This is a genomic window from Rhizobium croatiense (genome assembly GCF_019793465.1).
Lineage (GTDB): Bacteria > Pseudomonadota > Alphaproteobacteria > Rhizobiales > Rhizobiaceae > Rhizobium > Rhizobium croatiense.
This window is the reverse complement of sequence record NZ_JAILYJ010000016.1, coordinates 86,719-113,037: the sequence shown is the minus strand read 5'-3', so window position 1 is coordinate 113,037 and position 26,319 is coordinate 86,719. Positions and strand designations below refer to the sequence as shown.

Genomic DNA, 26,319 nt, shown 5'->3' with positions numbered 1-26,319 from the left:
GTTAGATTGAAGCATTCTGTTGGCTCAAACGGAGTCGGATGGTCGACCGGCCGGCGCGCGTCGTAGCCAAGCCCTACGGCCAAGCCGGCCGGTCGAGCAGGCGGCCCGTTTCAGCCAACCCTCCCGCAGATTTGCCTGGCAAATCTGCAAGACTTGGGAATCGCCGGGCGCACTGATCGCTTCGCCACGGCGAAGCGGCGCGGCCGGTGGGCCGGGCATCTCTAGCCAGGATCAGAGGCGATCGGCTCGGACGTACCTTGGGGTATGCCCGTCGCCAATCGCCTCTGCCCCGACGAAAACCTGCTCCGGCAGAATGCTTCAATCTAACCAGGAAAGGCTCTAAGACCTATTCCGCCGCGGCCGGCCGCAGCCGGGACTTGCGACGGAACATCTCCTGGGCGGCCAGCACCGCCCCGCCGGTAACGAGCAGGCAGGCGAGCGCGATCCGCCAGCTCGGCTCGGCAAATCCGAACAGCGTCAGGATCAGCGTCGAAAGCAGGGGGGCTGCATAACTTGCCGCGCCGAGGATCTGGATATCGCCGTTCTTGACGCCGTAATCCCAGGCGTAGAAGGCAGCGCCGACGGGCAAAAGCCCGAGCCCGATGACGGCGATCCATTCGAAGCCCGTTGCCGGCCAGACGGTCGCCTCGAGGCCGAGATGGCAGAAGAACGACAGGATTGACGTCGCAAGGCAGAAGCCGGTGACGACGTCGGTGGAGACGGCCTCGAAGCGCCGCGTCAACAGCGAATAGCCCGACCAGGTGAAGGCGCAGAGGAAGGCGGCGCCGTAACCGACGGCATAGGCGCCGTCGAAATCGATGCCGTTGCGGCCGACGATCAGGAAGGTGCCGCAAAGCCCGGCCAGCGCGCCCGCCACGTGATACCAGCGCAGCCGTTCGCCCGGCAGCAGCGCCGAGCCGACGACGATCAGCAGCGGCCAGAGATAGGCGATCAGCCCCGCCTCCACCGCCGGCGCGTTCCTCAGCGCGGTGAAATAGAGGAAATGGTAGCCGAAGAGCCCGGCAATGCCGGTCAGCCAGACCTTTGCCGGCTGCTTCAGCAGCGTCAGCCGCGACGGGTTGAGAATAAGCACGACGAGGCCGGGGACGCTGCCGATCGCAAAGCAGATGGCCGAAAGCTGGAACGGCGGCATCTTGCCCGAAGCAGCCGTAAACAGCGCCAGGAAGGACCACATCAGAATGGCCGTAAAACCGATCAACGTCGCGCGAAGCTTCACCTGTCCCCCTTCACGGAGGCCAAAGCTCCGTCAGCTGACGCTGCCATATTTGACGGCAGTGATCGTCACCATCCCATATTCGGTTGGAATGCGCACATAGACGGGAGCATATACATTTGCCGCGTCCGACTTGGCAAACCAGATTTCCATGCGGTCGCTCTTGCTCAGATAGTCGATATCCTTGCGGCCCTTCTTGTAGCCCGAGCGCGGCACGAAGCGCACGCCGCAGACAACCGCCTTGCCCTTGAAGCCGTCGGTCGAAAAATCCTTGTCGCCCTTCGGCGAGAGCACCAGATCCATGCGCGTCTCCCCATCGAAGATCGGCAGCGTCTGCGAGCAGACCTTGGTGTCGCCGGTAAAGACCAGGCCGGAGATCGGGTCGAGCACCGAGCGCATGTCGCGCGGCGTAACGTCGATCCAGTTCTTCGGCCGCTTCGGCTGCGGGGTCGTCGTCGCCGAGATGATATCGCCGTTGCGATAGCTGACCTCGTAGACGCGGGCTTTCTTGCCTTTCTTGTAGTAGAGCGAATATTTCAGCGCCTGCAGCCGGTCGTTACGGACGACGCCGCTGACGCTGGTCTTTGCCGAGATGCTCGTGACGAGATCGGCAAGGCCCGCGGATTTGATATCGCCGGCGATCGTGTAGCTGTGATCATCCTCGATCTGCGTCAGGAACGCGGCGCGCGCGATCGGCAGGCCGGCAAGGGTCACCCGGTATACCGTCCGGTGCTGGATCTCGGCCGCCGATGCCGGTATGGCAAGAAACGCGGCGATGGCCGAAATAAAAATGCGTCTGCCCGAATGAGCCATGTGTGAAGCCTTGTCTTGCCGCGCGCGGCAGCCCTTGCCGAAACGCTCTATACGCCCGCCATGCCGGGAAGAAAACAGCAGCTTTTTGACAGAATTGCGGGAAAGGCCAAGGTTTGGCTTGACGCGAGCAGGCTCTCTGACTATAGAACCGCAACTTTCCAATCATGCCTGTTGGATTGCGAGCCCGGTTTTGCCGGGGATGGCAATTCGATGGCCCGAGAAAAACAAGAATAGGTGTTCCATGTCCCGCGTGTGCGAATTGACCGGCAAGGCCGTCCTGACTGGTAACAATGTCAGCCATGCCAACAACAAGACCAAGCGCCGGTTCCTGCCGAACCTGTGCCAGGTAACGCTGATTTCCGACGCTCTCAACCAGCGTTATCGTCTTCGCGTTTCGGCTGCTGCTCTTCGTTCCGTCGAGCATCGTGGCGGCCTCGATGCCTTCCTGCTGAAGGCCAGCGAAAACGAACTGTCGATGCGCGCACGTCTGCTGCGCCGCCAGATCGCCAAGAAGACCGCCGAAGCGGCTGTTGCTGCCTAAGCTTCCGCCCTTCTTGCATACGGCTTCAAAGGCTTGAACGGGTGAAACCGGACAAGCCTTTTGCTTTGCCGGATCGTCTCTCCAACTGGTGGCATCACCCAGGATAAAAAAATGCTGAAGACCCGCTATACCATCGCCTATGTCGCGCTGATGACGCTCGTCGTCGTCGCCTCCAACTTCCTCGTTCAGTTTCCGCTGAACGCCGAAGTCGCCGGCATCAACCTCGCCGACATCCTGACCTGGGGCGCCTTCTCCTATCCGGTCGCCTTCCTGATCACCGATCTGACCAATCGCCAGTTCGGCCCGCAGGCCGCCCGCAAGGTCGTCCTTGCCGGTTTCGTCGTCGGCGTCAGCCTCTCCTTCTTCACCTCGGCACCGCGCATCGCCATCGCCTCCGGCTCGGCCTATCTCGCCGGGCAGCTGCTCGATATTGCCGTCTTCAACCGCCTTCGCCGCCAGGCCTGGTGGCGCGCGCCGCTCCTCGGCTCGCTGATCGGCTCGGCGCTCGATACGGTGATGTTCTTTTCGCTTTCCTTTGCCGCGTTTTTCGTCTTCCTCGGCCCGAACGAGCCCTTTGCGCTGGAAGCGGCTCCGATCCTTGGTGTTTTCGCTGGCGAGGCGCCGCGCTGGATTTCCTGGGCGATCGGCGATTTCGCCGTCAAGATGATCGTCGGCCTCGTCATGCTGCTGCCCTATGGCGCGCTGATGAACGTGCTGCGGCCGATGCAGCCCGCCCGCGCCAACTGAACACGCTGGAGAAGTCACCGACGCCGCCGGACCGCGCCGGCGGCGATGGCGGGGTGCAGCAGAACCTCCGCGAGCAGATCGTCGATGTCTCGCGACGAATCGAGCCGCAGCACCGGCGCGGTTTGCGTTTCCAGCCATTGCTCATGCGCCGTAAGGCTGCGGCGCTCGGGGCCGGCCGTATCGTAGCTTGCTGCCCATGCCAGGAATTCTCCGCTTTTCACTTCCATGTCGCCGCCAGGCCCGATCCTGTCTCCGTATCGAGCTGCCTCGCGCGCACGGATTCGCGCCATGCGAAGCTCCGGCTCGATCCTGAGGAACACGATCAGATCGTAGAGCGGCTCGAGCGGCCTTCCCCATTTCAGCGCCGATCCTGAAAGAATCCAGCCGCCGGGCCGCCGCGTCTCCTCAAGCAGCAGCCTTATGCGCTCGCCGGCATCCCGCGGTGTCCTGAACGGCGGATCGGTCGGCAGCCAGAAGAAATCGTCGGTGTCGAGATGGGCGATATCCAGCTTTTCAGAAAGCGCACGGCCGAGCGATGTGGTGCCGGAACCGGACGCGCCCATGACATGAATATGCACCATGATTCTCCTCCGAAAACCGCCGCTTCTGCGATACCGCCGGCGGGATAACCGAGGCATGTGACGTCAATCTGACGATCCGAGCAATTGCGGCTCTTCGGCGAGCCGGAATTCCAGCATCAGATTACGCTGCAGAATGGAATGGTTGTCGTCCGACACCAGAACGATATGGGTCGTGCCGTCTGCCGCCTGAAAAGCATCGAGCCCCTCCATATTGTCGATCTGCGAATTGAAATTGCCTTCGAGCAGCAATTCGCCCTCGACCACGGCCCCCGGCCTGATATCGGCGCCCTTGATGCGGCGAAGGCGCATGCCGATGCCCTCGGCCATGTTGAAGCGGCGTTCGAGCAGCAGCAGGTCGCCGTTCGGCAGGAAGGTCCCGTCGGTGACGTCGAAACTCCCGTCCCGCGCCACCGCAAAACGCCCTTTCAGCGGCCCGCTGAGAATCGCCGCCACCCGGTTGCCCTCGCTGTCGAGGCCGCGCTCCGAGACCACAACCACACCGCCCTTGAGCGGGCTCGATGCCGGCGCAACAGCAATCGTCTCGATGCCGCGATTGTCCTTCAGCATCTTGCGCGGAATGAGGAGCGGAAGGGTGCCGATCGCCCGCGATTCGGCAAAGCCCGGATCGGGATAGATATCGACCCGATGATCCTGCTCGAAGGAGATCAGGATCCGGTCGCCGTCGAGCGCCAGGCCCTCGGCATCCATAAATCCCTTGCCTTCCAAACTCAGGCCTGCACGGTTCTTCATCGGGGTGATCTCGACATCCGAAAGGCCCGAAAGCTTGCCCCTGGCATCGCGCTCGATGCTGCCGGTCAGCCACTGGCCGGTATCGAGCACGACCACGAAATGCTTCTGGTCCGGCCGGAAACGGATGGAGGAAAGCGAGCCGAACAGCGCCTTGCCGGAAACCATCTCCAGCCCGCCGAGAAATTCCAGCGATCCGAATTTCGTCTCCGACGAGCCGATCCCGAAATCTGATATTTGCCGGCTAATGACCGGCACCTCGCCACCCGCCCATGAGGGGCACGCGCCTGTTACGATGCAAAGAGCGATCGACACCGCGTGGCAGAGGCGCTTGCCTGTCATTCCGGACATTTCCCTAAGCGGCGTCAGCCGGCACGGCGCAGCCGGCCGCCGCGCGGCTGGGCGGATTGATCTTCGAAAAGCGAGGCAAGCTGCTCGGTCATCGCGCCGGCAAGCTCGTCGGCATCGACGATCGTCACGGCCCGGCGGTAGTAGCGCGTCACGTCATGACCGATACCGATCGCCAGCAATTCCACCGGCGAACGGGTCTCGATCCGTTCGATGACGGCGCGCAAATGCCGCTCCAGATAATTGCCGGGATTGACCGACAGCGTCGAATCGTCCACCGGCGCCCCGTCCGAGATCATCATCAGGATGCGCCGCTGTTCGCGGCGCGCAAGCAGGCGGTTATGCGCCCAGATTAGCGCCTCGCCGTCGATATTTTCCTTGAGCAGGCCCTCGCGCATCATCAGCCCGAGATTGGCGCGCGCCCGCCGCCAGGGCGCATCGGCCGATTTGTAGACGATGTGGCGCAGGTCGTTGAGACGGCCCGGCGTCTGCGGCTTGCCGCCGGCAAGCCAACTTTCACGCGCCTGCCCGCCCTTCCAGGCCTTTGTCGTAAAGCCGAGGATCTCGACCTTGACGCCGCAGCGCTCCAGCGTGCGGGCAAGAATGTCGGCGCAGGTGGCGGCGACCGTGATCGGCCGGCCGCGCATCGAGCCGGAATTGTCGATGAGCAGGGTGACGACCGTATCGCGAAACTGCGTGTCGCGTTCCATCTTAAAGGAGAGCGCCTGCATCGGATCGATGATGATGCGCTGCAGCCGGGCCGGATCGAGATAACCTTCCTCCAGGTCGAAATCCCAGGAGCGGTTCTGCTGCGCCATCAGGCGGCGCTGCAGCCGGTTGGCGAGGCGGCCGACGGCGCCCTGCAGATGCGCCAGCTGCTTGTCGAGAAAGGCGCGCAGGCGCTCCAGCTCAGCGGCGTCGCAGAGCTCCTCGGCGGTGATGATCTCGTCGAACTCTTCGGTATAGACGTGATAATCGACCTTCTCGTTGAAATCGGCGAATGGGGTGTTCGGGCGGCGGGTCTCGCCCGGCGTTTCCGAATCGTCCTCGCCCTCTTCCATCATGTCGTCGTCGGAGATTTCGGCGCCTTCGGTCTCGCCGTCCTCCATCTGTTCGTCGGCGACTTCACTGTCCTCGACCGGGGCGGCATCGGTGCCGGCATCCTCGTCGACCTCGTCCTGATCCTGCTCGTCGCCGCTCGGCTGGTCTTCCTGCTCCGACTGATCGTCATTGTCGGCTTGGCTGTCGTCGTCGCCGTATTCCTCGGCCATCTCCATGGCCGACAGCATGTTGCGGATCACCTTGGCGAAGGCCTGCTGGTCGTTGATCGCGCCCGACAGGTTGTCGAGCTCGGAGCCCGCCTTGTCCTCGATGAAACCGCGCCAGAGGTCGAGCACCTTGCCGGCGGAGGCCGGCGGGCGCTGGCCGGTCAGCTTCTCGCGCACCATCATCGCGACGGCTTCGCCGATCGGTGCGTCTTCCTGGCGCTCGATGCCGGTGAAGTTCGCCTTGGAATATTTCTCTTCCGTCATGGAGCGCAGGTTCGCCGCCACGCCCTCCATGCGTAGCGCGCCGATCGATTCGACGCGCGCCTGCTCGACCGCATCGAAGATCACCCGGGCATCCGAGCCCTGTGGCGCCATCGTCGTATGCACCTTCTCGTCATGGCAGGCCAGCCGCAGCGCCATGGAATCGCCAAGCCCGCGGGTGACCGCCAGCTCGTGCGCCGTCGGCCGCTTGGAAAGCTCCGGCAGCCGGATGCGCTCGCCGGTCATGCCCGGCCGTTCGTTGGCGAAGGTCACCTCGACATCGCCGTCGCCGGCGATCGAGCGCACGCAGCCTGATATCGCCCGGCGCAACGGCTCGACGTCGACGGGCGCACCGGGCTTTGCTTTCGAATTGTCACCGCGAGCTGCCATGATCGGTCGGTCTCAGGCTCCGAGAACGATGTTGGCGGCACTTTCCTTCAGCTCGACGCCGAAGGCGCGCTGATAGTGCTCGGCGACCAGCGGTCGCTCCAGCTCGTCGCACTTGTTGAGGAAGGTGGTGCGGAAGGCGAAGGCGAGATCGCCGAAGATCTCGGCGTTCTCGGCCCAGGTAATGACCGTGCGCGGGCTCATGACGGTCGACAGGTCGCCGTTCATGAAGGCAGCGCGGGTCAGATCCGCGACACGCACCATCTTTGACACGATCTCGCGGCCTTCCCTGTCCTTGCCGAAGCTCTTCACCTTGGCGGCGACGATATTCACTTCGTGATCATGCGGCAGATAGTTCAGCGTCGTGACGATCGACCAGCGGTCCATCTGCGCCTGGTTGATCTGCTGCGTGCCGTGATAAAGGCCCGTGGTGTCACCGAGGCCGATCGTATTGGCGGTCGCAAACAGGCGAAAGGCCGGGTGCGGCCGGATGACGCGGCTCTGGTCGAGCAGCGTCAGGCGGCCGGAGGATTCGAGCACGCGCTGGATGACGAACATCACATCGGGACGGCCGGCATCATATTCGTCGAAGACGAGCGCGACATTGTGCTGATAGGCCCAGGGCAGGATGCCGTCCTTGAATTCGGTGACCTGCAGCCCGTCCTTGACGACGATCGCGTCCTTGCCGACGAGATCGATACGGCTGACATGGCTGTCGAGGTTGATGCGCACGCAAGGCCAGTTGAGTCGTGCCGCCACCTGTTCGATATGCGAGGACTTGCCGGTGCCGTGATAGCCGGAGATCATCACGCGTCGGTTGTGGGCAAAGCCTGCGAGAATGGCGAGCGTCGTGTCGCGGTCGAACAGATAGTCGGGATCGAGGTCCGGCACATAGGCGTCGCCCTTGCTGTAGGCGGGAACGCGGATGTCCGAATCGATGCCAAAGGTCTCGCGGACCGAAACGGTGGTATCGGGCAGTTCAGATATATCCAGGTCGATCTTGCTCATCATGTCTCCAAGGCGGGTGATGCCACCCGGCCATACTGTCTCAGGCCATGTCGCAACCGTGACGCCGCGATGTTATCCGCGCCCGTCCAGGTCGGAACGTCGGCGATACTTCTCCGGGACTGAAACGAAACCTCGGCGGGATGATGACCGCTTGCGAGCATTCTTGAAAGAGTCCCGGACAAGAAACGCCGCGTCCGGAAGGTCGGCGGAGGCGATGGGTAAACACGCAAATAGGAGCCGCGTTTGCCTGCGGCCTCAGCCGATTTGGACCATACCCGATTGAAGCCTAAGAGCAAGGACGGGAATTAACAAAAACCGTTCTGCTTCAACAATTGATAGGCCTGGATGACGGCGCGGAAACGCTCCTCCGAGCCGCGGTCGCCGCCATTGGCATCCGGGTGGTGCTTCTTGACCAGTTCCTTGTAGCGGCTCTTGATCTCCGCCGATGTCGCATTGGCATGCAGCCCCATCGTATCGAAGGCCTTGCTTTCCAGCGATTTCAGCTTGCGCGCCTGGGGAAAACGCGGGCCGCTGCCCTTGCCGCCTTCCTTGACGAAGCCGAAGGGATCGCGAACGCGCGTATAGGCGCCGGAGCGGACTTCCGAATGCAGCGGACTGTCCTTCGCCGATTTGTTGACGCCGACCGTCCATGTCGGCCGGTGGCCGGTGATCGCCTCTTTCTGGTATCGCGCGATCTCGCCGTCCGAAAGACCGGAGAAATAGTTGTAGCCCTTGTTGTATTCCTTGACGTGCTCGAAACAGAACAAAAAGAACTGGCCTTCCGCATTGCGCCCGACCGGCGCGCGATGCGAACCTTTCTTGTCACAGCCGTCCCACTGGCAGGTAGGCGGTGCCTGCTCTGCCTCCTGCTCGCGTTTGCGGCGTGTTCGGATGCGATCGAAATATTTGGAATCAAGTCTCATGGCGGCGCTAATTATGGGGCTGTCGGAAGGCGACAACAAGAATTGACAAATGGGAATGTTGCTGGCTTGGTGGGAACCCCTTTCGCGCAACAGCAAGACCGGATGATGACTCTCAAGACCCGCATCGAAGAGAAACTTGTCGAAGCCTTCGCCCCCGACCGCCTGAGCGTCATCGACGAAAGCCACCTGCATGCCGGCCACCAGCCCGATATCACAGGCACCGGCGAAACCCACATGCGGGTGAGGATCGTTTCGGCAAAATTTGCCGGCCTGTCGCGGCTGGCGCGCCACCGGGCCATCACGGATCTGTTGAAACCGGAACTCGATGCCGGCCTGCACGCGCTGGCCGTCGAACCGGCAGCCCCCGGCGAGGCGACGCGATGGTAGAGCCGCAACCTATATAGGAACCGGTTGTCTTCGCGCCAAGCCGATCAGGCCGGCTTTACGCCGTCTTCCCCGGCCGGACGAATGCGCAGCTTGGTGATGCGGTTCTTCTCCCGCTTCATGACGACGAACCGTTTGCCATAAAAGGTGAAGGCCTGGCGCTCTTCCGGAATGGTCATCGATTCATGGATGACGAGGCCGGCGATCGTCGTCGCCTCCTCGTCGGGCAGGCTCCAGTCGAGCGCACGGTTGAGGTCGCGGATCGGCACGCCGCCGTCGACGACGATCGAACCATCCGCCTCCTGGCGCACGCCCTGAATCTCGATGTCATGCTCGTCGGAAATGTCGCCGACGATTTCCTCGAGAATATCCTCAAGCGTGACGATGCCCTGCACCTCGCCATATTCGTCGACGACGACGGCGAAATGCTGTTTGCGGCGCAGGAAGGCATTGAGCTGGTCTTCGAGGTTGGTGCTGTCGGGCACGAACCACGGCTTCTGCGCAATTCTGACGATATCGAGGTTCTGCGGCTCCATGTTCGGCTCGGCCAGTGCGCGCAGGAGATCCTTGGCATGGACGACGCCGATGATGTTGTCGATCGTGCCGCGCCACAGCGGCATGCGCGTATAGGGGCTCTCGAGGATGGCGCGCACCACCGTTTCCGGCGGATCGTCGGCATTGATCGCCCGCATCGCGGTCCGGTGGACCATGATGTCTGACAATTCCAGTTCACCGAGGTCGAGCACGCCGCCGAGCCGGTCGCGATCGGCCTTTACCACCGAGCCCTCACGGTGGAGCAGATCGACGGCGCCGCGCAGTTCCTCATGCGCCGTCAGCATCGACACCTCCCATGAGAGATTGATGCCGAACAGTGCCAGAATCCGCCGCACGATCGCATTGACGAAGGAGGATGCCGGCCCGACGACGGTGACGAAAAGCCTGGCTGGAAGCGCCACCGCAAGCGCGAAGCGCTCCGGCGTCGAGATCGCCCAGCTCTTCGGCAGCACTTCCGCGAAGATGACGAGGATGACGGTCATCGCCAGCGTCGCCAGCGCCACGCCGGAACTGCCGAACAGCCCGAGAAACAGGCTGGTGGCGATCGACGACGACAGGATATTGGCGAGATTGTTGCCGATCAGCAGCGCGCCGATCAGCCGGTCGCGCCGCTCGATCAGCTGGCGGACGATGCCGGCGCGCTCGTCGCCGTTGACCTCAAGCGTATGGATGCGGCTGCGCGAAACGGCGGTCAGCGCGGTTTCCGAGCCGGAAAAGAAGGCGGACATCAGGACGAGCGCCGTGATCGAAAGGATCTCCGGCCAATATGTCGCGAGAAATGCCAGAGCGCCTTCGACCGTCATCAGGGATGTTTTTCCCTGAGAAAGCTGATCACCTCGGAGGCCGGAACGTCGTCGGCGACGAAGGACTGGCCGATGCCGCGCGTCAGGATGAAGGTGAGCTTGCCGCCCTTGACCTTCTTGTCCTGCGCAATCGCATCCATCAGCGCCTCGGCCGGCGGCAGCTCGCCCGGAATGTCGGACATCCGGGTCGGCAAGCCGACCGCCTGCAGATGCCGATCGACGCGGCGCGCATCGTCGGGGCTGGCAAGGTTCATCCGTGCGGAGAATTCATGCGCCAGCACCATGCCGATCGAAACGCCTTCGCCGTGCACAAGGCGGCGGCTGTCATAGGCGGTCGCCGCTTCCAGCGCATGGCCGAAGGTGTGGCCGAGATTGAGCAGCGCCCGCTGGCCGTTCTCTCGCTCGTCGGCGACGACGACATCGGCCTTCGCCTGGCAACTGGTGGCGATCGCCTCGATGCGGGCGGCGCCGCCAGCGAACACGGCCTTCCAGTTCGCTTCCAGCCAGGCGAAGAAATCCGGCTTGTCAATCAGACCGTATTTCGCGACTTCGGCATAACCGGCTCGAAATTCACGCTCGCTCAGCGAATTCAGCACATCGGTATCGGCCAGGACCAGGTCCGGCTGATGGAACACGCCGATCAGGTTCTTGCCGTGGCGGGAATTGATCCCGGTCTTGCCGCCGACAGAGGAATCGACCTGCGACAGCAGCGAGGTCGGCACCTGCACGAAGCGCACGCCCCGGCGAACAATGCCGGCTGCAAATCCCGAGAGATCGCCGATGACGCCGCCGCCGAGCGCGATGACATAATCATTGCGCTCAACCCGGGCTTCCAGCACCTTGTCGCAGGCCGTCATCAGATGCTCGAAACTCTTGGTCTTCTCGCCAGCCGGCAGCACCACCGCAGCCGAGACGATGCCCGCATCAGCAAGGCTTGCAACGAGCGCTTCGAGATAAAGCGGAGCGACATTTTCGTCGGTGATGACCGCCGCCTTGCGGCCCTTGAGGCGAGAGGCGATTTCGGCCCCGGCCCGCGCGATCAGCCCCGGCCCGATCAGGATGTCATAGGCGCGCTCGCCGAGCGGCACATGCACAGTCTGGACGGCGGGAGCGGAGGTTATCGCATTCATGACGCTGTACTTTCTTTCTGAGCTTCGATCACGGCCGTCAGCACCTCGTCGGCCATGATTTCCTTGCGCACATCGCGCGAGATCACAGTAAGGTCGGCCTGGGCGTAAATCGGATAACGTGCGTTCATCAGGCTCTCGAGCGTCTGCTTCGGATTTTCGGTCTTGAGCAGCGGCCGCGTGTCGCGTTTGTTGACCCGTTCCCAAAGCACGTCGAGATCCGCCTTCAGCCAGACCGAAAGGCCGCCCCGCTTGATATGCCTGCGCGTCCGCTCATTGACGAAGGCGCCGCCGCCGGTCGAGACGACGCGCGGACCGCTCTTCAGCAGACGCTTCATGACCCGCGTTTCCAGCGCCCGGAATTCGTCCTCGCCATAGGCCGCGAAAAGTTCGGCGATCGTCATGCGCGACACCCGCTCGATTTCGTGGTCGCTGTCGATGAAGGGAATCCCGAGCTGGCTTGCGACAATGCGCCCGACCGAGGATTTTCCCGCCCCCATCAGGCCGACAAGGATCAGATTGCGTGAACCGAGCGCGGCGCGAGCTCTGTCTTTCAGGCTGTCAGCAACGGTCAGCAGTGGTTCACTCATCGGTCCATTCACACTTTGTTTGCAAACCGTATCGACAAATGCAGATGGAGCGTCAAGTCGCGGACAAGGGAATCATGGCTTGAATACCGCTTCTTGCACTTGCAGATACGCTTCTTATAACAGAAGCAGAGCATGAAGGAGTTGCCGGATGCCGACCCTGTTCCGTTTTCTGTTCGTCTGCGCGATCCTCGCCGGGACGGTTTACGGAGCGATGTGGGCGCTTGCGACCTTCGTGGAGCCCGAGCCGCGCGACGTGACGATTCGCATTCCGTCCGAACGGGTCAATCCGCCGGCGACGGGCACGATCAACACCACCGGGAAGTGAGCGACATGAGGGATCTCGGCCGCGTCCATGTGGAATCCTTCCTGGAAATGATGAGCGCCGAACGCGGCGCCGCCACCAACACCCTGCAGTCCTATGAGCGCGATCTCGATGACATCAGGTCCTTCCTGAACGGCCGCAGCATACGGTTGACCGAGGCCGCCTCCGCCGACCTTTCCGCCTATCTCGCTTCGCTCGCAAGCCAGGGTTTCAAGCCCTCCTCGCAGGCGCGCCGGCTTGCGGCCATGCGGCAGTTCTACAAGTTCCTCTACGCTGAAGGCATTCGCACCGATGACCCCACCGGCGTGCTCGACGCGCCGAAGAAAGGGCGTCCGCTGCCGAAGACGATGGGGGTCGAGGAGGTCGGCAGGCTGCTATTCCAGGCGCAGACCGAGGCCGACGATCCGGCCCCGGGTCAGTTGCAGCGCCTGCGCATGCTGGCGCTCTTGGAGCTGCTTTATGCCACCGGCATGCGCGTCAGCGAGCTCGTCTCGCTTCCCGCCCGCGTCCTCGACCAGGAGGGCCGCTTCCTGATGATCCGCGGCAAGGGCAACAAGGAGCGGCTGGTGCCGTTGTCGCAATCGGCGATCAAGGCCCTGAAATCCTACGGGCGGCTGCTGACGGCCGAAAATGCCGTGGCGAAGGAGCCGCAGGAAAGCCCCTGGCTGTTTCCGGCCGCCTCGAAGGAGGGCTACCTGCCGCGCCAGGTTTTTGCGCGAGACCTGAAGAACCTGGCGATCCGCGCCGGCCTGACGCCGTCGCTGATCTCGCCGCATGTCATGCGCCACGCCTTTGCCAGCCATCTGCTCGCCAACGGCGCCGATCTGCGCGTCGTCCAGGAACTCCTCGGCCATTCGGACATTTCGACCACACAGATCTACACGCATGTGCTCGAAGAGAGGCTGCAGCAGCTCGTCCAGACGCATCACCCCCTTGCCAAACAGGCGAAAAAGCACGAATAGGACCGGCGACAAGGGGCGGAGCCAGGAAAACGCCCCGGGCACAAGGAACGGAAACGCACCTCATGCACAATTATCTCGACTTCGAAAAGCCGATCTCCGACCTCGAAGGCAAGATCATCGAGCTGAAGAAGCTCGCAACGGAAGACGAGAGCATCGACACCACCGATGAGATCAGCCGGCTGGAGGTTCGCGTCCGTGAGGCGATCGTCGAAATCTATTCGAAGCTCAATCCCTGGCAGAAGACGCAGGTCGCCCGCCACCCGCAGCGCCCGCATTTCGTCGATTACGCCAAGACGCTGTTCCAGGAATTCACGCCGCTCGCCGGCGACCGCAAGTTTTCCGAGGATGCCGCGATCCAGGCGGGCCTTGCCCGCTTCCGCGGTCAGCCCGTGGCCGTCATCGGCCAGGAAAAGGGCAACGACACCAAGTCCCGCCTGAAACACAATTTCGGCAGCCCCCGCCCGGAAGGCTACCGCAAGGCGATCCGCATCCTTGAAATGGCCGATCGTTTTGGCCTGCCGGTGATTTCGCTGGTGGATACGGCAGGCGCCTATCCCGGCGTCGGCGCCGAAGAACGCGGCCAGGCCGAGGCGATCGCCCGTTCGACGGAAATGTGTCTAGGCGTCAAGGTTCCACTCGTTTCCGTCGTCATCGGCGAAGGCGGCTCGGGCGGCGCAATCGCGATCGCCACCGGCAACAGGGTCTATATGCTCGAGCATTCGATCTACAGTGTTATCTCGCCGGAGGGCGCCGCTTCCATTCTCTGGCGCGATTCGACCCGCGCCCGGGAAGCCGCGACCAACATGAAGATCACCGCCGAGGACCTGAAGTCACTTGGCGTCATCGATGGCATCATTTCCGAGCCGCTCGGCGGCGCCCATCGGGATCCCGACAGCGTCATTGCCACAACCGGCGACGTCATCGCCAATGCGCTGGCTGAAATGGCATCCCGCTCCGGCGAACAGTTGCGCAACGAACGGCGCCAGAAATTCCTCAACATGGGCCGGAATCTGTAAGGCTAGTTGCAACTCTTTGCCGATTGAGGCCAAACCTTGGCCACATTGATGTTATCTCTAACATTTGCGCTTGCGGGGGCGTTCCTCACACGTCATAGGCTGGTAAGGATTTGTGAAGTATAAGCCGCTTATGATTCTGCCTCGTGCCAGGACTCCTTAGGCGACCGGGTCGCACTTCTTTATGGGCTAGTTTGGATGCGCATACGTCATTTTGCCTATGTTTCCCTCATGGCGCTGGCTCTTTCCAGCTGTAATGACGCGTTGGAAACCGCGCAGGTCGATCTTTCCAAGGTCAAGAACAAGGTCGAGCAGCCGCTCCCCCCTCATATCCTCACCGCCATGTCCGCCAAGGGCATGGACCGCAATTCGCCGATCATGATCCGCATCTTCAAGGAAGAAGGTGCCATGGAGATCTGGAAGGCGAAGACCGATAACCGTTTCGACAAGATCGCCGACTACAAGATCTGCGCCTGGTCCGGCCGTCTCGGTCCGAAGGTAAAAACCGGCGACCGGCAGGCGCCGGAAGGTTTCTACGACCTGACGCGCGCCAACCTGAACCCCAATTCCAAATATTATCTGGCGATCAACACCGGCTTCCCGAACCGCTACGACGCGGCGAACGGCCGCACCGGCTCCGATCTGATGATCCATGGCGCCTGCTCGTCCTCCGGCTGCTATTCGATGACCGACCAGCAGGTGCTTGAAATTTACGCCTTTGCCCGCGACGCCTTCAAGGGCGGCCAGGCAACCGTGCAGCTTCAGGCCTTCCCCTTCCGCATGACGGCGGAAAACATGGTCAAGCATCGCCTCGACAGCAATTACGACTTCTGGAAGATGCTGAAGGTCGGCTACGACAATTTCGAAGTGACGAAGCGCCCGCCCGAGGTGAACGTCTGCGAGAAGAAATATGTCTTCAACCAGCAGGTAACCGATGGCGGCGCCTTCAATGCCGCCGGCAAATGCCCTGCCATGTCGGCGCCGCCGGCGCTTGCGGCCGCCCTTGCGTCCTACGGCAAGACCTATGATGCCGACTATACCAAGGCGTTGAGCAAATATGACGGCATGGCCTGGTACGACCCCTCCGAAGCCGAGCGCAAGGCGGTGGTCGCCAAGCTGCGCAAGGGCCGCGAGCTAGCCTTCGCCCCGACCGGCACCTCGCTGGAAGCCGGCCGCATGGTCAAGGTTGCGGAACTCGAAGACCTGATGGCCAAGCGCACCGCTCAGGGCCTCGCCGCCAAATCAGCGCCGGGCGCCACGCCTGCTGCCCCTGCCCAGCCGCAGGCGCAGCCAATGGCAGTCGCTGCCGCCACCCCGGCGGTCGTGCCGGTGCCGACGCAGAACCCGCTGGCCTTTACCGCGCCCGAACCGCAGGAAACGGCGGAAGCCGTGGCAAAGAAGCCGTTCTGGAAATTCTGGGCGCGGAACTGAACGGCTTGAACCCCGTTCTCTACGATCTTCGCGGCCTGAAATGCCCACTCCCCGTGATGAAGACACGCAGGAAGCTCGCCGCCATGGCAAGCGGCGCGCTCATCCTCGTCGATACCAGCGACCCGCTGGCCGTGATCGACATGCCGCATTTCTGCAATGAGGACGGTCACGAGCTGGTCGAGACCGAAAAGACCGAAAACGGCCATCGCTTCCTCATCCGCAAGCGCTAAAACTGTTCTGCATTAAATAGTCAGAGCAGATGCCGTCCGAGGCGGCATCATCACAGCTGCCGGCGCATCTCCAATTTACCTTGCCCATGTTCTCGCGGCTGGCGTTCGAAGCCACTCCCGCGCCCAAAATTCATCATACAACTACACAGCTTTTGTATGTTGACATTATACTTGGCTGGTTCTAGCCATAGTGAGCCGGTCGGAGGAACGGCGAGAATAGAGGAGGCTGACTGATCCGCATCTTCTGTTTCCACGAGAAAAGGTAAGCGTGCGCCATCAGATCCGATGAGCACGCCGAGATACTTTGCTGTGTCGCCATGAGCCTCTTTCGCGTGACGGTTCCATCGTGCCCATCCGTGGCCGGCCTTGGAGATCGCAGGAAGCAGGCGAAGCGTGCAGGGATCTTCGGCAAAGCCGGGATACGGACTTCTGAGAATAATCGTCATGCAAATTGGGAGGAGAGCATGAAAAACTTTGTTACACTGGCGGCCGGTCTGATGGTTGCCGCTTCATTCATGAGCAGCGCCGCCAGCGGCCAGACGGTGCTGAAATCGTCCGATACTCATCCGGACGGCTATCCGACTGTTGAGGGCGTCAAATATTTCGGTGAACTGGTGAAGGAGCGCACGCAGGGCCGCTATTCGGTCGAAGTGTACCATTCCGCCCAGCTTGGCGAAGAGAAGGACACGATCGAACAAGTACGCTCCGGCGTGATTGAGCTCAATCGCGTGTCGATGGCGCCCTTTAACGGCACGGTGAAGGAATCGATCGTTCCGGCCCTGCCCTACATCTTCCGTTCGGAAGAGCACATGCACAAGGTCATGGACGGCGCGGTCGGCGATCAGATCAAGGAGGCGTTCGAACCGGCCGGCCTCGTGGTCCTAGCCTTCTACGATGCCGGCGCGCGCTCGTTCTACAACAAGACGAAGCCGATCAATTCGGTTGCCGACATGAAAGGTCTGAAGTTCCGCGTCATCCAGTCCGACATCTTCGTCGACATGGTGGCGGCCCTCGGCGCCAATGCCACGCCGATGCCCTATGGCGAAGTCTATTCGGGGATCGAAACCGGCGTCATCGACGGCGCGGAAAACAACTTCCCGAGCTACGACACCGCCAAGCATGCGGAAGTGGCGAAGAACTACTCGCTCGACGAGCACACGATCCTGCCGGAGGTGTTCGTCATGAACAAGGCCGCGTTCGACAAGCTGAAGCCCGAGGATCAGGAAATCTTCAAGCAGGCAGCCAAGGATAGTGTCGCCAAGCAGCGCGAGCTCTGGGCGGCCAAGGTCGCTGAATCACGTACCAATGTCGAAAAGCTCGGCGCGCAGATCACCACACCGGACAAGCAGGGCTTCATCGAAGCGATGGCCCCGGTCTACGAAAAGCACGTCAAAGACGACGTGCTGAAAAAGATGGTCGAGGATGTAAAGGCTGTGCAGTAGCCTTCGCTTGCCTTCCTTCTTGCGGGAGGCCGCGTGAGCCATCGGGGTGGAGGACTACCTCCACCCCATTTCACCCTTCGTGCCCCACATTTCTTGATCGATCCTCTCTGTAAGGGAGAGAGTCTGCCCGATTTCGACGAGGCCTGCATGTCGAATAACCTGATCCCCGTCACCAACTTCCTGGCGCGCCTAAGCAACGCTGCCTTGTGGCTCGCCGGCGGCGGCCTGATCCTGATGACGGTCTTTGTCGCCTGGCAGGTATTCTGCCGCTACGTATTGAACGACTCGCCGAGTTGGACGGAGCCGGGCTCAGTCATGCTGATGAGCTGGTTCATCTTCCTCGGCGCCGCCGTCGGCATCCGGGAGAACAATCATCTAGGTTTCGACGTGCTGCTCTACGTGCTGCCGAAATCCGGCAAGCGTGTCCTGCGCATGATTTCGGATGTGGTCATCCTCGCCTTCGGCGCCGGCATGATCTGGTATGGCGGCGCGCTCATGAGCCTGACCTGGAACACCACCCTGCCGTCACTGGGCATCTCAGGCGCGTTCGATTATCTGCCGCTCGCCGGCGGCGGTGTCCTCGCGGTGATCTTCTCGCTGGAGCGCATTGTGCTCCGCCTCGCCGGCGAACCGATCGACGACGTGCTGGATGAGATTCTGCCGGCGGAGATCGCCGTCGAGATCGAAAACATCAATGCCGACCCGAACGCCAATTTGAAGGTATAGCGCGATGGAACTCTGGATTCTGTTCGGTGTTTTCACCACCCTGATGCTGATCGGCACGCCGATCGCCTTCTGCCTTGGCGTCGCCAGCTTCGCCACCGTAGCCTATATGGGCCTGCCGCCGCTGGTCATCTTTCAGCGGCTCAATTCCGGCATGAGCGTGTTTTCGCTGCTCGCCATTCCCTTCTTCATCTATGCCGGCGACCTGATGGTGCGCGGTGGCATCGCGAGCCGCATCGTCGCCTTCGCCGCCTCCCTGGTCGGGCATGTCCGCGGCGGCCTCGGCCAGGTCAATATCGTCACCGCCACACTGTTCGGCGGCATTTCGGGTTCGGCGGTGGCAGAGGCCGCAGCCGTCGGGGGCCTGATGATCCCGCAGATGAAGCAGCGCGGCTATGGTGCCGACTACGCGGTCAACGTCACCTCGATGGCAGCCCTGATCGCGCTGCTCCTGCCGCCGTCCCACAATATGATCATCTATTCGATCTCCGCCGGCGGCAAGATATCGATCGCCGATCTGTTCACCGCCGGCGTCCTGCCTGGCCTGTTGCTCGCAGCCGCGCTCATGGTAACCGCCTACATCGTCGCACGCTCGCGCGGTTATCCGACGGAGCCGTTTCCCGGCTTTGTCATGGTGGCTCACCTGCTCGCCGTCGCGGTGCCCGGGCTTCTGCTGATCGCCATCATCTTCGGCGGGGTGAGGTCCGGCATTTTCACAGCGACGGAAAGCTCCTGCATCGCTGTGCTCTACGCGCTGCTGGTAACCCTCTTCGTCTACCGGCAGATGAGCTGGAAAGACTTCGTCCACGCCACGCAGGGCGCCGTGCGCACGACGGCAATGGTGCTCCTGATCATCGGCACCGCCGCCGCATTTTCCTGGCTGATGGCCTTCCTCAAGGTGCCCGCTTCGCTGGTTATCTGGATGAAGAGCGTCGCCGACGATCCGCTGACGGTGCTGCTCCTGCTCAATGTGCTGATGCTGGTGCTCGGCACCTTCATGGACATGGGACCGACCATCATCATCTGCACGCCGATCTTCCTGCCGGTGGCACAGGCTTACGGTGTCGATCCGGTGCACTTCGGCGTGATCATGATCCTGAATTTCGGCATCGGGCTGAACACACCTCCCGTCGGGGCCGTGCAATTCGTGGCCTGTGCGGTCGGCAAGATTTCGGTCTGGGAGGCTATGCGCTCGATCTGGCCGTTCTACGGCGCCGGCCTCGTGGTGCTCGGTCTGGTCACCTACATCCCGGCAATTTCGCTGTGGCTGCCGGCTGTGTTCAAATAGGAGAGCGACATGGCGGCCGATACAGCCGTTGAATCAAGGATCGAGCGAAGGCCGAAACTCTCCGAAGGCGTGGTTTCGGCCATCCGCGCTCAGGTCGTGTCCGGTGCCTACGCGCCCGGGCAAAAGCTGCCGACGGAGACCCGGATGGGCGAGCTTTTCGGAGTCAGCCGCACTGTCGTCCGCGAAGCGATTGCAACCCTTGCCGCCGACGGCCTCGTCGAGGCGCGGCAAGGGGCTGGTGTCTTCGTCATGAACCATCCAACGATTGCCTTCGGCTCGATCAGCCTCGACGTCGGCAACAAGATTTCCCATGCACTCAACGTCATCGAGGTGCGGATGGGACTGGAGATCGAAAGCGCTGGACTTGCTGCGCTGCGACGCAATGCAGCCCAGGAAGCGCAGATCCACGAAGCCTTCTTCGAGTTCGACCGGCTGCTCGAGCGCGGCGAGGCGACCGGCAAGAGCGACTTCGCCTTTCACCGAGAAATCGCGGCTGCCACGAACAATTCATATTATGTGGAAGTTCTCGATGCGCTCGGCATGCGGGCGATCCCCTGCGATATCGCCTCACCCTGGGGCACGGACAGCACGCTGTCGCGCGATTATCAGGAAGGCCTACAGCGCGAGCATCTGGCAATCCTGAAAGCGATTTCGGCCGGTGACCCGGAAGCCGCCCGCGCCGCCATGCGGGCTCACCTGACCGCAAGCCAGGAGCGCTATCGCACGCTGCTGAGCGGCCAGCAGGCAAGGTGGCTTTCGGGCACCCGTAAACACAACGGCTGAAGACGATCGCATCACAACGAAACGTTGGAGCGGTTAGATCCGCACGCCTGGAATTGCGAGCGGATTGTCGGACAGCGCCGCGCGATCGGGCCTGTCGATGCGAGGCTTGCCGAGGAAGGCGTCGAACAGATCCTTCACGAAGGCCTCGGGCAAATCCTTGGTGATCAGCACCATGCGCGTACGCTTATCCTGCGGGTCCGGCCAGGCGGCAAGGCGCACCGGCGGGTGGAAGATGCTCTGAACGCCGTGCAGCACCAACGGCCGTTCCGGCCGGTCGGAGACGGAAACGATCGCCTTCATCCGCAGCAGCTTCTCGCCATGGGCCGAGCGCAGGAGATCGATGAACATCTCGAGCGCCATCGGATCGATCGGTTTTTCCTCGATGATCGAGAAAGACCGGATCGAGGCATCGTGCCGGTTGACGTCGTGGGCGTGCTGGTGCGCGTGAGCGCCATCATGATCATGATTGTGATGATCATGATGGTGGCCGTGGTGACCGCCAGCGTGATCATGATGGCGATCGTCATCATGGGCATGGTCGTGATGGTGATGCGCCTCGTGCGCATCCTCGTCCCGCAGCCAGCGGCCGACATCGGCGATCTTCGTCGCCGGATCGTAGAGCCCGTTCACCAGCACCGCGGCGCTGCCGGCCTCGGCGCTGTCGGCATCCATCATCGCCGCGCGCGGATTGAGCGCCCGCAGGCGCTGTTCCAGCCCAGCCGTTACGCCGGCCAGCGATGCCTTCGAGACGATCAGCCGGTCGGCGACGGCCGCCTGTTTGCGCGCTTCCTCGTGATTGTCGAGCGTCTGCAGCCCATTGACCGCATCGACGACGGTCACGACACCGTCGAGCTCGAAATTGGTGGCGATGACGGGATTGCCCATGATCGCCTGCATGACCGGCGCCGGATCGGCAAGGCCGGTCGTTTCGATGACGACGCGTTTCACCGGCTTGACGCGGCCGGTCTGCACGGCATCCATCAGGTTCGCCAGCGTATCGACAAGCTCGCCGCGCACGGTGCAGCACAGGCAGCCGTCGGAGAGCTCGATGATCGAATCGCCCGAGCTTTCGACCAGCAGATGATCGATGCCGACATCGCCGAACTCGTTGATGATGACGGCCGCGTCCTTCATCTCGGGGTCTTTGAGGATGCGGTTGAGCAGCGTCGATTTGCCGGCGCCGAGAAAGCCGGTCAGGATGGTGACCGGAATCCTGTCGTTGAGCGCGCTCATCTCATTTTACCTTGAAAAACGATCTTGCCTTAGAACGAGGTCGGACGCGGCATCGGCACCGGCACGTTGGCGACACCTCCGGCCGTATCGCCGGTCGCCACCTTTTCCGGCTGCTGCGCCGGCTGCGGGTCCTGCCCCGGAATGAGGCCGGCGAAGACGAATTGCGGATCGTGGTCCATTTCCAGAATATAGGGTGAGCTCACCTTCATGCGGCCGACCTCGTCGCGCGTTTCGCTGCGTATCTTGGCGCCCTTGGCGCTGCAGATATCGGCGGTAATGTCGGTCACCTGGTCCTGTCCCTGCCCGTAAGGCTTCAGCGAACCGAGCGTGTCATTGCCGGGAAACTGGGTGGTGAAGCCCTTCTGCAAAAGGTTCGCCGTCGCATCGGCGCGCGCCGCCAGGCTGTCGGTGCCGAGCACGACGGAGACGATGGTGCGGCCGTTGCGGGTCGCCGAACCGATCTGGTTGAAGCCAGAAGCGCAGATGAAGCCGGTCTTCATGCCGTCGGCGCCGGCGAAGCGGCCGATCAGCATGTTGAGGTTCGGCACGTTCTGCTGGCCCGTGGTAAAACCCTCCAGCGCGAAATAGCCGGCATATTGCGGAAAGTCGCGGCGCAGCGCCACCGTCAGCACTGCGAGATCGCGCGCCGTCGTATATTGTCCCTTGCCCGGAAGGCCGTTCGGGTTGACGAAATGCGAATCCGTCATGCCGAGCTTCAGTGCCTCGCCGTTCATCCGCGTCACGAAGCCTTCCTGCGTGCCGCCGACGGCTTCGGCAACCGCAACCGAGACGTCGTTCGCCGATTTCACCAGCAGGATCTTCAACGCGCTGTCGAGCGTCAGCTTCTGGCCGGGCTTGAAATACATCTTGGCGGCCGGCTGCGCGGCGGCGCGCTTGCTCATGACAATGGGCGTATCAAGGCTGATCTGGCCGGCGCGGATCGCATCGAACACGGTATAGACCGTCATCAGCTTGGTGAGCGAGGCCGGATACCACTTGCGGAAGGCTTCCTCGTGCTCGAGCACGCGGCCGGTCTGGACGTCGACGAGAATATGCGGATTGGCCTGAGCGAGCGAAACGGAGGTGAGAAAAGCGGCAGTAGCGGCGACTGTGAAACGCAACGGCCGCTTGGCGGCAAACAAACGGAAGTGGCTCGTCGACACGGTTCGTCCTTCAGATGTCCGGAAAATCTCGCAACCTTCCTCTATCTAGCCTATATGGCTATCACATGGCAAAGGTCATTGACGAAGTAATTTCCAAAAGCCTCACACCCTTGTGATGCGATCAAAGATTGTCGGGATTTCATAACAGGAACGCCAACATGCCGATTTTGAACCGAGCCGCCGAATTGCAGGATGAAGTCGCCGAATGGCGCCGCCACATTCATGCTCGCCCCGAGCTCCTCTTCGCGGTGGAAAACACGGCCGCTTTCGTCGCCGAAAAGCTGAAGGAATTCGGTGTCGACGAGATCGTCACCGGCATCGGCCGCACCGGGGTCGTCGGGCTGATCAAAGGCAAGGGCGAGGGCCGCCGCACCATCGGCCTGCGCGCCGACATGGACGCCCTGCCGCTGACCGAGATATCGGGCAAGCCCTGGGCCTCGAAGACGCCGGGCAAGATGCATGCCTGCGGCCATGACGGCCATACCGCCATGCTGCTCGGCGCTGCGAAATATCTGGCCGAGACCCGCAATTTCAACGGCAATGTCGCTGTCATCTTCCAGCCCGCCGAAGAAGGCGGCGGCGGCGGCAACCTGATGGTCAAGGACGGCATGATGGAGCGCTTCGGCATCGAAGAGGTCTATGGCATGCACAATCTGCCCGGCCTGCCCGTCGGCCAGTTCGCCATCCGCAAGGGCGCGATCATGGCGGCGACCGACGAATTCACCGTCACCATCAAGGGCCGCGGCGGCCACGCCGCCCAGCCGCACCGGACGATCGACCCGATCGCCATCGGCGCCCAGATCGTCGCCAACCTGCAGATGATTGCCTCGCGCACCGCCGATCCGATCAGTTCGGTCGTCGTCTCGGTGACCAAGTTCAACGCCGGCTTCGCCCATAACGTCATTCCCAACGATGCGACCTTCGCAGGCACGGTCCGCACGCTGGACGACGAGATGCGCACGCTCGCCGAAACGCGCTTCCGGCAGATCGTCGAGGGCGTGGTTGCTGCCCACGGCGCCGAAGCCGAGATCAGCTTCCACCGCAACTACCCCGTCACCGTTAACCATCCTGATGAGACCGCGCACGCGGTCGCCATCGCCGGCGCCATTGCCGGCGAGGCAAACGTCAATGCCGAAATCGATCCGATGATGGGCGGCGAGGACTTCTCCTACATGCTGAATGCCCGCCCCGGCGCCTTCATCTTCATCGGCAACGGCGACAGCGCCGGCCTGCACAATCCGGCCTACGACTTCAACGACGAAGCCATCGCCCACGGCATCTCCTATTGGGTCCGCCTTGCCGAACAGCGCCTCGGTGTTTGACAAGAATTAAGGCTTGGCTTCACGCCAAGCCTTTTGTATGCATGGCATGCAAGTGGTCCCGTAGCTCAGCAGGATAGAGCACCAGATTCCTAATCTGGGGGTCGCGCGTTCGAATCGCGCCGGGATCACCAGTCTTTAAGCGATGACCAGATCGCGTATTCCTTCACACCTTGATCGGAATTCCGGCCTCGATTGCAGCCTCGATGAAAGCCTGGCGAGCCTCCTCCCGGCTTCGCTTTCCGGAGATGACATCGGCGCATACGGCACAAGCTCGATCCAGGGCGGGGCCTTCGTCTGTCGGCCAGTCTTCAATCAGCGCCCATGTCGCGGCCTGCGTGGTTTGTATCACCACCCATTGATCCGGTCCTTCAAGGGCGATCGTCACCGGCTTTGTCCAGATGGTCTGCATTCTCTTTGGCCTTCCTTGCGTGCTGCGGGGGTAGTTAGAATGATCGATCGCGCCTTGTAAATCGGCGCGACCGCATTGGCTCCCATATCGATTCATCGCACCTGGGGAGAGGTTCGCCGGCCGCGCACAACCCGCCGCACGCCAGAACCCAGCAGCGCCGCAATCACCCAAGCGCTGATAAAACCAATCGCAGCCCAGACAAGGCCGGCGAAGCTGACCGGCACGCCGGGCACGAAATCCCGCAAGGTATTGGCGAAAACGACATCATCCGGTTCCCCGATGAGCACGAACGGCTTGGCGACGGGGGCGGCGGTGCCGAGTTTCAGCTGCTGCGACAGCAGCGTTTCATAGCGTGCGATCGTGCTTTGCATGGAGACGCCGCGGTCGCGCAGGAAATCGTCGGAAGATTGCGCATAGGTGTTCAGCGCCTGCTGGCGATCGAGCTGGTGCTCGGCCGCCTGCCTGTGGAAATCCTCGACGATGACGCGCAATTCGTCGATCGCTCCGCCGATTCGCTGGCGATATTGCTGGGCAAATTCAGGCGCCTGCGAAAACACCGTGCCGCCGGCAAGCCCGGCGACGATGGCGATGATCCTTGCAATCGGTCCCATGATCGATGCCTCCGGCTATTCCCTGCGCTAACGATCGGCGGCCGTAAAGGTTTCTGATCGACACAATCGGTAACGCTATGTGATTGAACCGGCGACACTTCCGGTGAGTTGACACCATGACAACCGAGATGCTCCCCGTGAGCAACTGAGAAAGAGAGGCTCGTCATGAAACAGCTCATCCTCGCCTGCACGCTTGCGGCAGCGTCCGTTTTATCCGTCGTGCCGTCCCAGGCGGCAAGTGTGACCATCACTACGGATGACGCGCGCCCCTATTATTACCGTGATTCGGAACGCCCCTATTACCGCCACCACAGCCCCTATTATCGCCACGACATGCGGCGGCGCTACGTTTCCCGCGATTGCTTCACCAAGACGGAAAGGATCCGCCGCCACGGCCATACGGTCATCAAGGAGACCCGAATCTGCCGCTAAGGCAAAGCCCGGCCGATCCTTTCGGCCGGGGTTTTCATCTGGTATCCTCCGGCAAGGAACTTCGCAAATCCCGCCGCGTTTAGGGCGAAATGGGAGTAGTCGCCATGCTTATCAAGATGACTGTTCTGGCAATCGCCTATGTCGCGGTCTCCGCTCTGCTTCTCACCATCGCCTATCAGTTGCAGGGACCGGTGGCCACGGCGAAGACTGATCGGCCGGCCGGCTCGTCTTTTCTGATCGAGCGCTTCGCCGGTTGATCAGCTGAACGCCGGCCCGAGAATGGCCGACCGAGAAGCCAGCGTGGCTCGCCATCGAGCCACGGCAGGCCTATCGACCTGCGCTCCTTCCAATGCGGTGGAGCGCCCCTCACCATCAATGAGTGCCGTCCAGGGAGAACCCGCCAAGGAGGATCCGGTTCTGAACGTTATGCACGCCTTCGACGGCCATGGCGACCGCGGTCGCCCGCTCGATCTCCCCAACTGTGCCGACCGTGCCGCTGAGCACGATCTGGTCTTTTTCCATCGTCACCTCGACATCGGACGCATCGATGCCGCCGGCAATCGCCAGCGCATTGGCGACGGCCGCCTCGACCGACGCACGATTGGCGATTTCCGCTTCCATTTCAGGCTCCAGCCCGT

The 26,319-nt window shown here is 62.2% G+C and carries 31 protein-coding genes and 1 tRNA gene; 16 read left to right on the top strand and 16 right to left on the bottom strand.

The genetic code is table 11. From position 1 onward, the window contains the following. Window positions 1-346: 346 nt before the first annotated feature. Together yddG and K6M89_RS23730 are read right to left on the bottom strand one after the other, a co-directional pair. Entirely contained in the window at window positions 347-1,237 is an 891-nt protein-coding gene (gene yddG / locus K6M89_RS23735; protein WP_097580672.1) for an aromatic amino acid exporter YddG, read from the bottom strand. Window positions 1,238-1,267: 30 nt separating this feature from the next. Then, a complete protein-coding gene (locus tag K6M89_RS23730; protein WP_097580671.1) occupies window positions 1,268-2,047 on the bottom strand; it encodes a DUF3108 domain-containing protein in 780 nt (259 codons plus the stop codon). A gap of 241 nt (window positions 2,048-2,288) precedes the next feature. Between K6M89_RS23730 and rpmB the strand changes: the two genes are divergently transcribed. Together rpmB and K6M89_RS23720 are read left to right on the top strand one after the other, a co-directional pair. Then, entirely contained in the window at window positions 2,289-2,588 is a 300-nt protein-coding gene (gene rpmB / locus K6M89_RS23725; protein ID WP_097580670.1) for a 50S ribosomal protein L28, read from the top strand. 111 nt (window positions 2,589-2,699) lie between these two features. Next, window positions 2,700-3,335 carry a VUT family protein gene (locus tag K6M89_RS23720; RefSeq protein ID WP_097580669.1) on the top strand — a complete coding sequence of 212 codons (636 nt, stop codon included), beginning with the start codon at window positions 2,700-2,702 and terminating at the stop codon, window positions 3,333-3,335. 14 nt (window positions 3,336-3,349) lie between these two features. On the opposite strand, the gene K6M89_RS23715 is transcribed toward K6M89_RS23720, so the two are convergent. The 5 genes from K6M89_RS23715 to K6M89_RS23695 all read right to left on the bottom strand — a co-directional run bounded on the left by K6M89_RS23715 (window position 3,350) and on the right by K6M89_RS23695 (window position 8,858). Continuing rightward, window positions 3,350-3,916, bottom strand: coding sequence for an ATP-binding protein (locus K6M89_RS23715; RefSeq protein ID WP_222141198.1), 567 nt, complete (start codon window positions 3,914-3,916; stop codon window positions 3,350-3,352). Between the two features lie 63 nt (window positions 3,917-3,979). Then, window positions 3,980-5,005 carry an esterase-like activity of phytase family protein gene (locus tag K6M89_RS23710; protein WP_222141197.1) on the bottom strand — a complete coding sequence of 342 codons (1,026 nt, stop codon included), beginning with the start codon at window positions 5,003-5,005 and terminating at the stop codon, window positions 3,980-3,982. A gap of 23 nt (window positions 5,006-5,028) precedes the next feature. Beyond that, window positions 5,029-6,930, bottom strand: coding sequence for a cobaltochelatase subunit CobT (cobT, locus tag K6M89_RS23705; RefSeq protein ID WP_222141196.1), 1,902 nt, complete (start codon window positions 6,928-6,930; stop codon window positions 5,029-5,031). Window positions 6,931-6,942: 12 nt separating this feature from the next. Continuing rightward, the gene (cobS, locus tag K6M89_RS23700) at window positions 6,943-7,935 is read right to left on the bottom strand and encodes a cobaltochelatase subunit CobS (protein ID WP_010030065.1); all 993 of its coding nucleotides are present in this window, start codon (window positions 7,933-7,935) and stop codon (window positions 6,943-6,945) included. A 305-nt stretch (window positions 7,936-8,240) separates the two neighbouring features. Next, on the bottom strand, window positions 8,241-8,858 hold the full coding sequence (locus K6M89_RS23695) for a J domain-containing protein (RefSeq protein ID WP_004679597.1): 618 nt from the start codon (window positions 8,856-8,858) through the stop codon (window positions 8,241-8,243). A 102-nt stretch (window positions 8,859-8,960) separates the two neighbouring features. Between K6M89_RS23695 and K6M89_RS23690 the strand changes: the two genes are divergently transcribed. Next, on the top strand, window positions 8,961-9,245 hold the full coding sequence (locus K6M89_RS23690; protein WP_170964788.1) for a BolA family protein: 285 nt from the start codon (window positions 8,961-8,963) through the stop codon (window positions 9,243-9,245). 44 nt (window positions 9,246-9,289) lie between these two features. Here K6M89_RS23690 and K6M89_RS23685 read toward each other — a convergent pair whose 3' ends face one another. From K6M89_RS23685 to K6M89_RS23675, 3 genes are read right to left on the bottom strand one after another with little or no spacing between them, the layout of a single operon-like run. After that, complete coding sequence (locus tag K6M89_RS23685) at window positions 9,290-10,600, bottom strand: HlyC/CorC family transporter (RefSeq protein WP_222141195.1); 1,311 nt, start codon at window positions 10,598-10,600, stop codon at window positions 9,290-9,292. Then, window positions 10,600-11,730, bottom strand: a complete 1,131-nt coding sequence (gene aroB / locus K6M89_RS23680) for a 3-dehydroquinate synthase (protein WP_222141194.1) — start codon at window positions 11,728-11,730, stop codon at window positions 10,600-10,602. Before aroB ends, K6M89_RS23685 begins: the two co-directional genes overlap by 1 nt. Then, complete coding sequence (locus K6M89_RS23675; protein ID WP_097580663.1) at window positions 11,727-12,317, bottom strand: shikimate kinase; 591 nt, start codon at window positions 12,315-12,317, stop codon at window positions 11,727-11,729. The genes aroB and K6M89_RS23675 overlap by 4 nt, the downstream gene beginning before the upstream one ends. A 148-nt stretch (window positions 12,318-12,465) precedes the next feature. On the opposite strand from K6M89_RS23675, the gene K6M89_RS23670 reads away from it, so the two are divergent. From K6M89_RS23670 to K6M89_RS23650, 5 genes are all read left to right on the top strand, one after another. Further along, entirely contained in the window at window positions 12,466-12,642 is a 177-nt protein-coding gene (locus tag K6M89_RS23670) for a hypothetical protein (RefSeq protein ID WP_004679604.1), read from the top strand. A 5-nt stretch (window positions 12,643-12,647) separates the two neighbouring features. After that, a complete protein-coding gene (xerD, locus tag K6M89_RS23665; RefSeq protein ID WP_222141193.1) occupies window positions 12,648-13,601 on the top strand; it encodes a site-specific tyrosine recombinase XerD in 954 nt (317 codons plus the stop codon). Between the two features lie 62 nt (window positions 13,602-13,663). Beyond that, a complete protein-coding gene (locus tag K6M89_RS23660; RefSeq protein WP_222141192.1) occupies window positions 13,664-14,617 on the top strand; it encodes an acetyl-CoA carboxylase carboxyltransferase subunit alpha in 954 nt (317 codons plus the stop codon). A 195-nt stretch (window positions 14,618-14,812) separates the two neighbouring features. Beyond that, entirely contained in the window at window positions 14,813-16,045 is a 1,233-nt protein-coding gene (locus K6M89_RS23655; protein ID WP_222141191.1) for a L,D-transpeptidase family protein, read from the top strand. A 5-nt stretch (window positions 16,046-16,050) separates the two neighbouring features. Beyond that, on the top strand, window positions 16,051-16,275 hold the full coding sequence (locus K6M89_RS23650; protein ID WP_097580658.1) for a sulfurtransferase TusA family protein: 225 nt from the start codon (window positions 16,051-16,053) through the stop codon (window positions 16,273-16,275). Window positions 16,276-16,325: 50 nt separating this feature from the next. Here K6M89_RS23650 and K6M89_RS23645 read toward each other — a convergent pair whose 3' ends face one another. Further along, complete coding sequence (locus tag K6M89_RS23645) at window positions 16,326-16,721, bottom strand: hypothetical protein (protein WP_222141190.1); 396 nt, start codon at window positions 16,719-16,721, stop codon at window positions 16,326-16,328. 18 nt (window positions 16,722-16,739) lie between these two features. On the opposite strand from K6M89_RS23645, the gene K6M89_RS23640 reads away from it, so the two are divergent. From K6M89_RS23640 to K6M89_RS23625, 4 genes are all read left to right on the top strand, one after another. Next, entirely contained in the window at window positions 16,740-17,717 is a 978-nt protein-coding gene (locus tag K6M89_RS23640; protein WP_222141189.1) for a TRAP transporter substrate-binding protein, read from the top strand. 147 nt (window positions 17,718-17,864) lie between these two features. Next, entirely contained in the window at window positions 17,865-18,443 is a 579-nt protein-coding gene (locus K6M89_RS23635) for a TRAP transporter small permease (protein ID WP_097580656.1), read from the top strand. Window positions 18,444-18,447: 4 nt separating this feature from the next. Continuing rightward, on the top strand, window positions 18,448-19,728 hold the full coding sequence (locus K6M89_RS23630) for a TRAP transporter large permease (RefSeq protein WP_183839886.1): 1,281 nt from the start codon (window positions 18,448-18,450) through the stop codon (window positions 19,726-19,728). A 9-nt stretch (window positions 19,729-19,737) separates the two neighbouring features. After that, a complete protein-coding gene (locus K6M89_RS23625) occupies window positions 19,738-20,511 on the top strand; it encodes a FadR/GntR family transcriptional regulator (RefSeq protein WP_097608899.1) in 774 nt (257 codons plus the stop codon). A 33-nt stretch (window positions 20,512-20,544) separates the two neighbouring features. On the opposite strand, the gene K6M89_RS23620 is transcribed toward K6M89_RS23625, so the two are convergent. Next, window positions 20,545-21,744: a CobW family GTP-binding protein gene (locus K6M89_RS23620; protein WP_222141188.1), complete on the bottom strand. Its 1,200-nt coding sequence runs from the start codon at window positions 21,742-21,744 to the stop codon at window positions 20,545-20,547. Window positions 21,745-21,773: 29 nt separating this feature from the next. Next, window positions 21,774-22,907, bottom strand: a complete 1,134-nt coding sequence (locus tag K6M89_RS23615) for a D-alanyl-D-alanine carboxypeptidase family protein (RefSeq protein ID WP_222141187.1) — start codon at window positions 22,905-22,907, stop codon at window positions 21,774-21,776. A 158-nt stretch (window positions 22,908-23,065) separates the two neighbouring features. Here K6M89_RS23615 and K6M89_RS23610 point away from each other — a divergent pair, with 158 nt between their 5' ends. Beyond that, window positions 23,066-24,229 (top strand): M20 aminoacylase family protein, encoded by a 1,164-nt coding sequence (locus tag K6M89_RS23610; protein WP_097663462.1) that lies wholly within the window; start codon window positions 23,066-23,068, stop codon window positions 24,227-24,229. A 54-nt stretch (window positions 24,230-24,283) separates the two neighbouring features. Then, a tRNA-Arg gene (locus K6M89_RS23605) sits at window positions 24,284-24,360 on the top strand. 32 nt (window positions 24,361-24,392) lie between these two features. Here K6M89_RS23605 and K6M89_RS23600 read toward each other — a convergent pair. Continuing rightward, window positions 24,393-24,638 (bottom strand): DUF982 domain-containing protein, encoded by a 246-nt coding sequence (locus K6M89_RS23600; RefSeq protein ID WP_010034930.1) that lies wholly within the window; start codon window positions 24,636-24,638, stop codon window positions 24,393-24,395. Window positions 24,639-24,730: 92 nt separating this feature from the next. After that, entirely contained in the window at window positions 24,731-25,249 is a 519-nt protein-coding gene (locus tag K6M89_RS23595) for a DUF2937 family protein (RefSeq protein ID WP_222141186.1), read from the bottom strand. Between the two features lie 165 nt (window positions 25,250-25,414). On the opposite strand from K6M89_RS23595, the gene K6M89_RS23590 reads away from it, so the two are divergent. Together K6M89_RS23590 and K6M89_RS23585 are read left to right on the top strand one after the other, a co-directional pair. Next, on the top strand, window positions 25,415-25,681 hold the full coding sequence (locus tag K6M89_RS23590; protein ID WP_222141185.1) for a hypothetical protein: 267 nt from the start codon (window positions 25,415-25,417) through the stop codon (window positions 25,679-25,681). Window positions 25,682-25,785: 104 nt separating this feature from the next. Further along, entirely contained in the window at window positions 25,786-25,938 is a 153-nt protein-coding gene (locus K6M89_RS23585; protein ID WP_170964787.1) for a hypothetical protein, read from the top strand. Between the two features lie 115 nt (window positions 25,939-26,053). On the opposite strand, the gene K6M89_RS23580 is transcribed toward K6M89_RS23585, so the two are convergent. Continuing rightward, window positions 26,054-26,302: a BON domain-containing protein gene (locus K6M89_RS23580; protein WP_222141184.1), complete on the bottom strand. Its 249-nt coding sequence runs from the start codon at window positions 26,300-26,302 to the stop codon at window positions 26,054-26,056. Window positions 26,303-26,319: the final 17 nt, after the last annotated feature.

Excerpts from the sequence above, each read along its gene's own strand:
- aroB (WP_222141194.1), bottom strand. The coding sequence starts at position 11,730 with ATGAATGCGATAACCTCCGCTCCCGCCGTCCAGACTGTGCATGTGCCG.
- K6M89_RS23715 (WP_222141198.1), bottom strand. The coding sequence starts at position 3,916 with ATGGTGCATATTCATGTCATGGGCGCGTCCGGTTCCGGCACCACATCG.
- K6M89_RS23670 (WP_004679604.1), top strand. The coding sequence starts at position 12,466 with ATGCCGACCCTGTTCCGTTTTCTGTTCGTCTGCGCGATCCTCGCCGGG.
- cobT (WP_222141196.1), bottom strand. The coding sequence starts at position 6,930 with ATGGCAGCTCGCGGTGACAATTCGAAAGCAAAGCCCGGTGCGCCCGTC.
- K6M89_RS23635 (WP_097580656.1), top strand. The coding sequence starts at position 17,865 with ATGTCGAATAACCTGATCCCCGTCACCAACTTCCTGGCGCGCCTAAGC.
- K6M89_RS23710 (WP_222141197.1), bottom strand. The coding sequence starts at position 5,005 with ATGACAGGCAAGCGCCTCTGCCACGCGGTGTCGATCGCTCTTTGCATC.
- K6M89_RS23640 (WP_222141189.1), top strand. The coding sequence starts at position 16,740 with ATGAAAAACTTTGTTACACTGGCGGCCGGTCTGATGGTTGCCGCTTCA.
- K6M89_RS23720 (WP_097580669.1), top strand. The coding sequence starts at position 2,700 with ATGCTGAAGACCCGCTATACCATCGCCTATGTCGCGCTGATGACGCTC.
- K6M89_RS23630 (WP_183839886.1), top strand. The coding sequence starts at position 18,448 with ATGGAACTCTGGATTCTGTTCGGTGTTTTCACCACCCTGATGCTGATC.
- xerD (WP_222141193.1), top strand. The coding sequence starts at position 12,648 with ATGAGGGATCTCGGCCGCGTCCATGTGGAATCCTTCCTGGAAATGATG.
- K6M89_RS23580 (WP_222141184.1), bottom strand. The coding sequence starts at position 26,302 with ATGGAAGCGGAAATCGCCAATCGTGCGTCGGTCGAGGCGGCCGTCGCC.
- K6M89_RS23655 (WP_222141191.1), top strand. The coding sequence starts at position 14,813 with ATGCGCATACGTCATTTTGCCTATGTTTCCCTCATGGCGCTGGCTCTT.
- rpmB (WP_097580670.1), top strand. The coding sequence starts at position 2,289 with ATGTCCCGCGTGTGCGAATTGACCGGCAAGGCCGTCCTGACTGGTAAC.
- K6M89_RS23675 (WP_097580663.1), bottom strand. The coding sequence starts at position 12,317 with ATGAGTGAACCACTGCTGACCGTTGCTGACAGCCTGAAAGACAGAGCT.
- K6M89_RS23595 (WP_222141186.1), bottom strand. The coding sequence starts at position 25,249 with ATGGGACCGATTGCAAGGATCATCGCCATCGTCGCCGGGCTTGCCGGC.
- K6M89_RS23690 (WP_170964788.1), top strand. The coding sequence starts at position 8,961 with ATGATGACTCTCAAGACCCGCATCGAAGAGAAACTTGTCGAAGCCTTC.
- K6M89_RS23625 (WP_097608899.1), top strand. The coding sequence starts at position 19,738 with ATGGCGGCCGATACAGCCGTTGAATCAAGGATCGAGCGAAGGCCGAAA.
- K6M89_RS23730 (WP_097580671.1), bottom strand. The coding sequence starts at position 2,047 with ATGGCTCATTCGGGCAGACGCATTTTTATTTCGGCCATCGCCGCGTTT.
- K6M89_RS23660 (WP_222141192.1), top strand. The coding sequence starts at position 13,664 with ATGCACAATTATCTCGACTTCGAAAAGCCGATCTCCGACCTCGAAGGC.
- K6M89_RS23685 (WP_222141195.1), bottom strand. The coding sequence starts at position 10,600 with ATGACGGTCGAAGGCGCTCTGGCATTTCTCGCGACATATTGGCCGGAG.
- K6M89_RS23620 (WP_222141188.1), bottom strand. The coding sequence starts at position 21,744 with ATGAGCGCGCTCAACGACAGGATTCCGGTCACCATCCTGACCGGCTTT.
- K6M89_RS23600 (WP_010034930.1), bottom strand. The coding sequence starts at position 24,638 with ATGCAGACCATCTGGACAAAGCCGGTGACGATCGCCCTTGAAGGACCG.
- K6M89_RS23695 (WP_004679597.1), bottom strand. The coding sequence starts at position 8,858 with ATGAGACTTGATTCCAAATATTTCGATCGCATCCGAACACGCCGCAAA.
- cobS (WP_010030065.1), bottom strand. The coding sequence starts at position 7,935 with ATGAGCAAGATCGACCTGGATATATCTGAACTGCCCGATACCACCGTT.
- K6M89_RS23610 (WP_097663462.1), top strand. The coding sequence starts at position 23,066 with ATGCCGATTTTGAACCGAGCCGCCGAATTGCAGGATGAAGTCGCCGAA.
- K6M89_RS23645 (WP_222141190.1), bottom strand. The coding sequence starts at position 16,721 with ATGACGATTATTCTCAGAAGTCCGTATCCCGGCTTTGCCGAAGATCCC.
- K6M89_RS23585 (WP_170964787.1), top strand. The coding sequence starts at position 25,786 with ATGCTTATCAAGATGACTGTTCTGGCAATCGCCTATGTCGCGGTCTCC.
- K6M89_RS23590 (WP_222141185.1), top strand. The coding sequence starts at position 25,415 with ATGAAACAGCTCATCCTCGCCTGCACGCTTGCGGCAGCGTCCGTTTTA.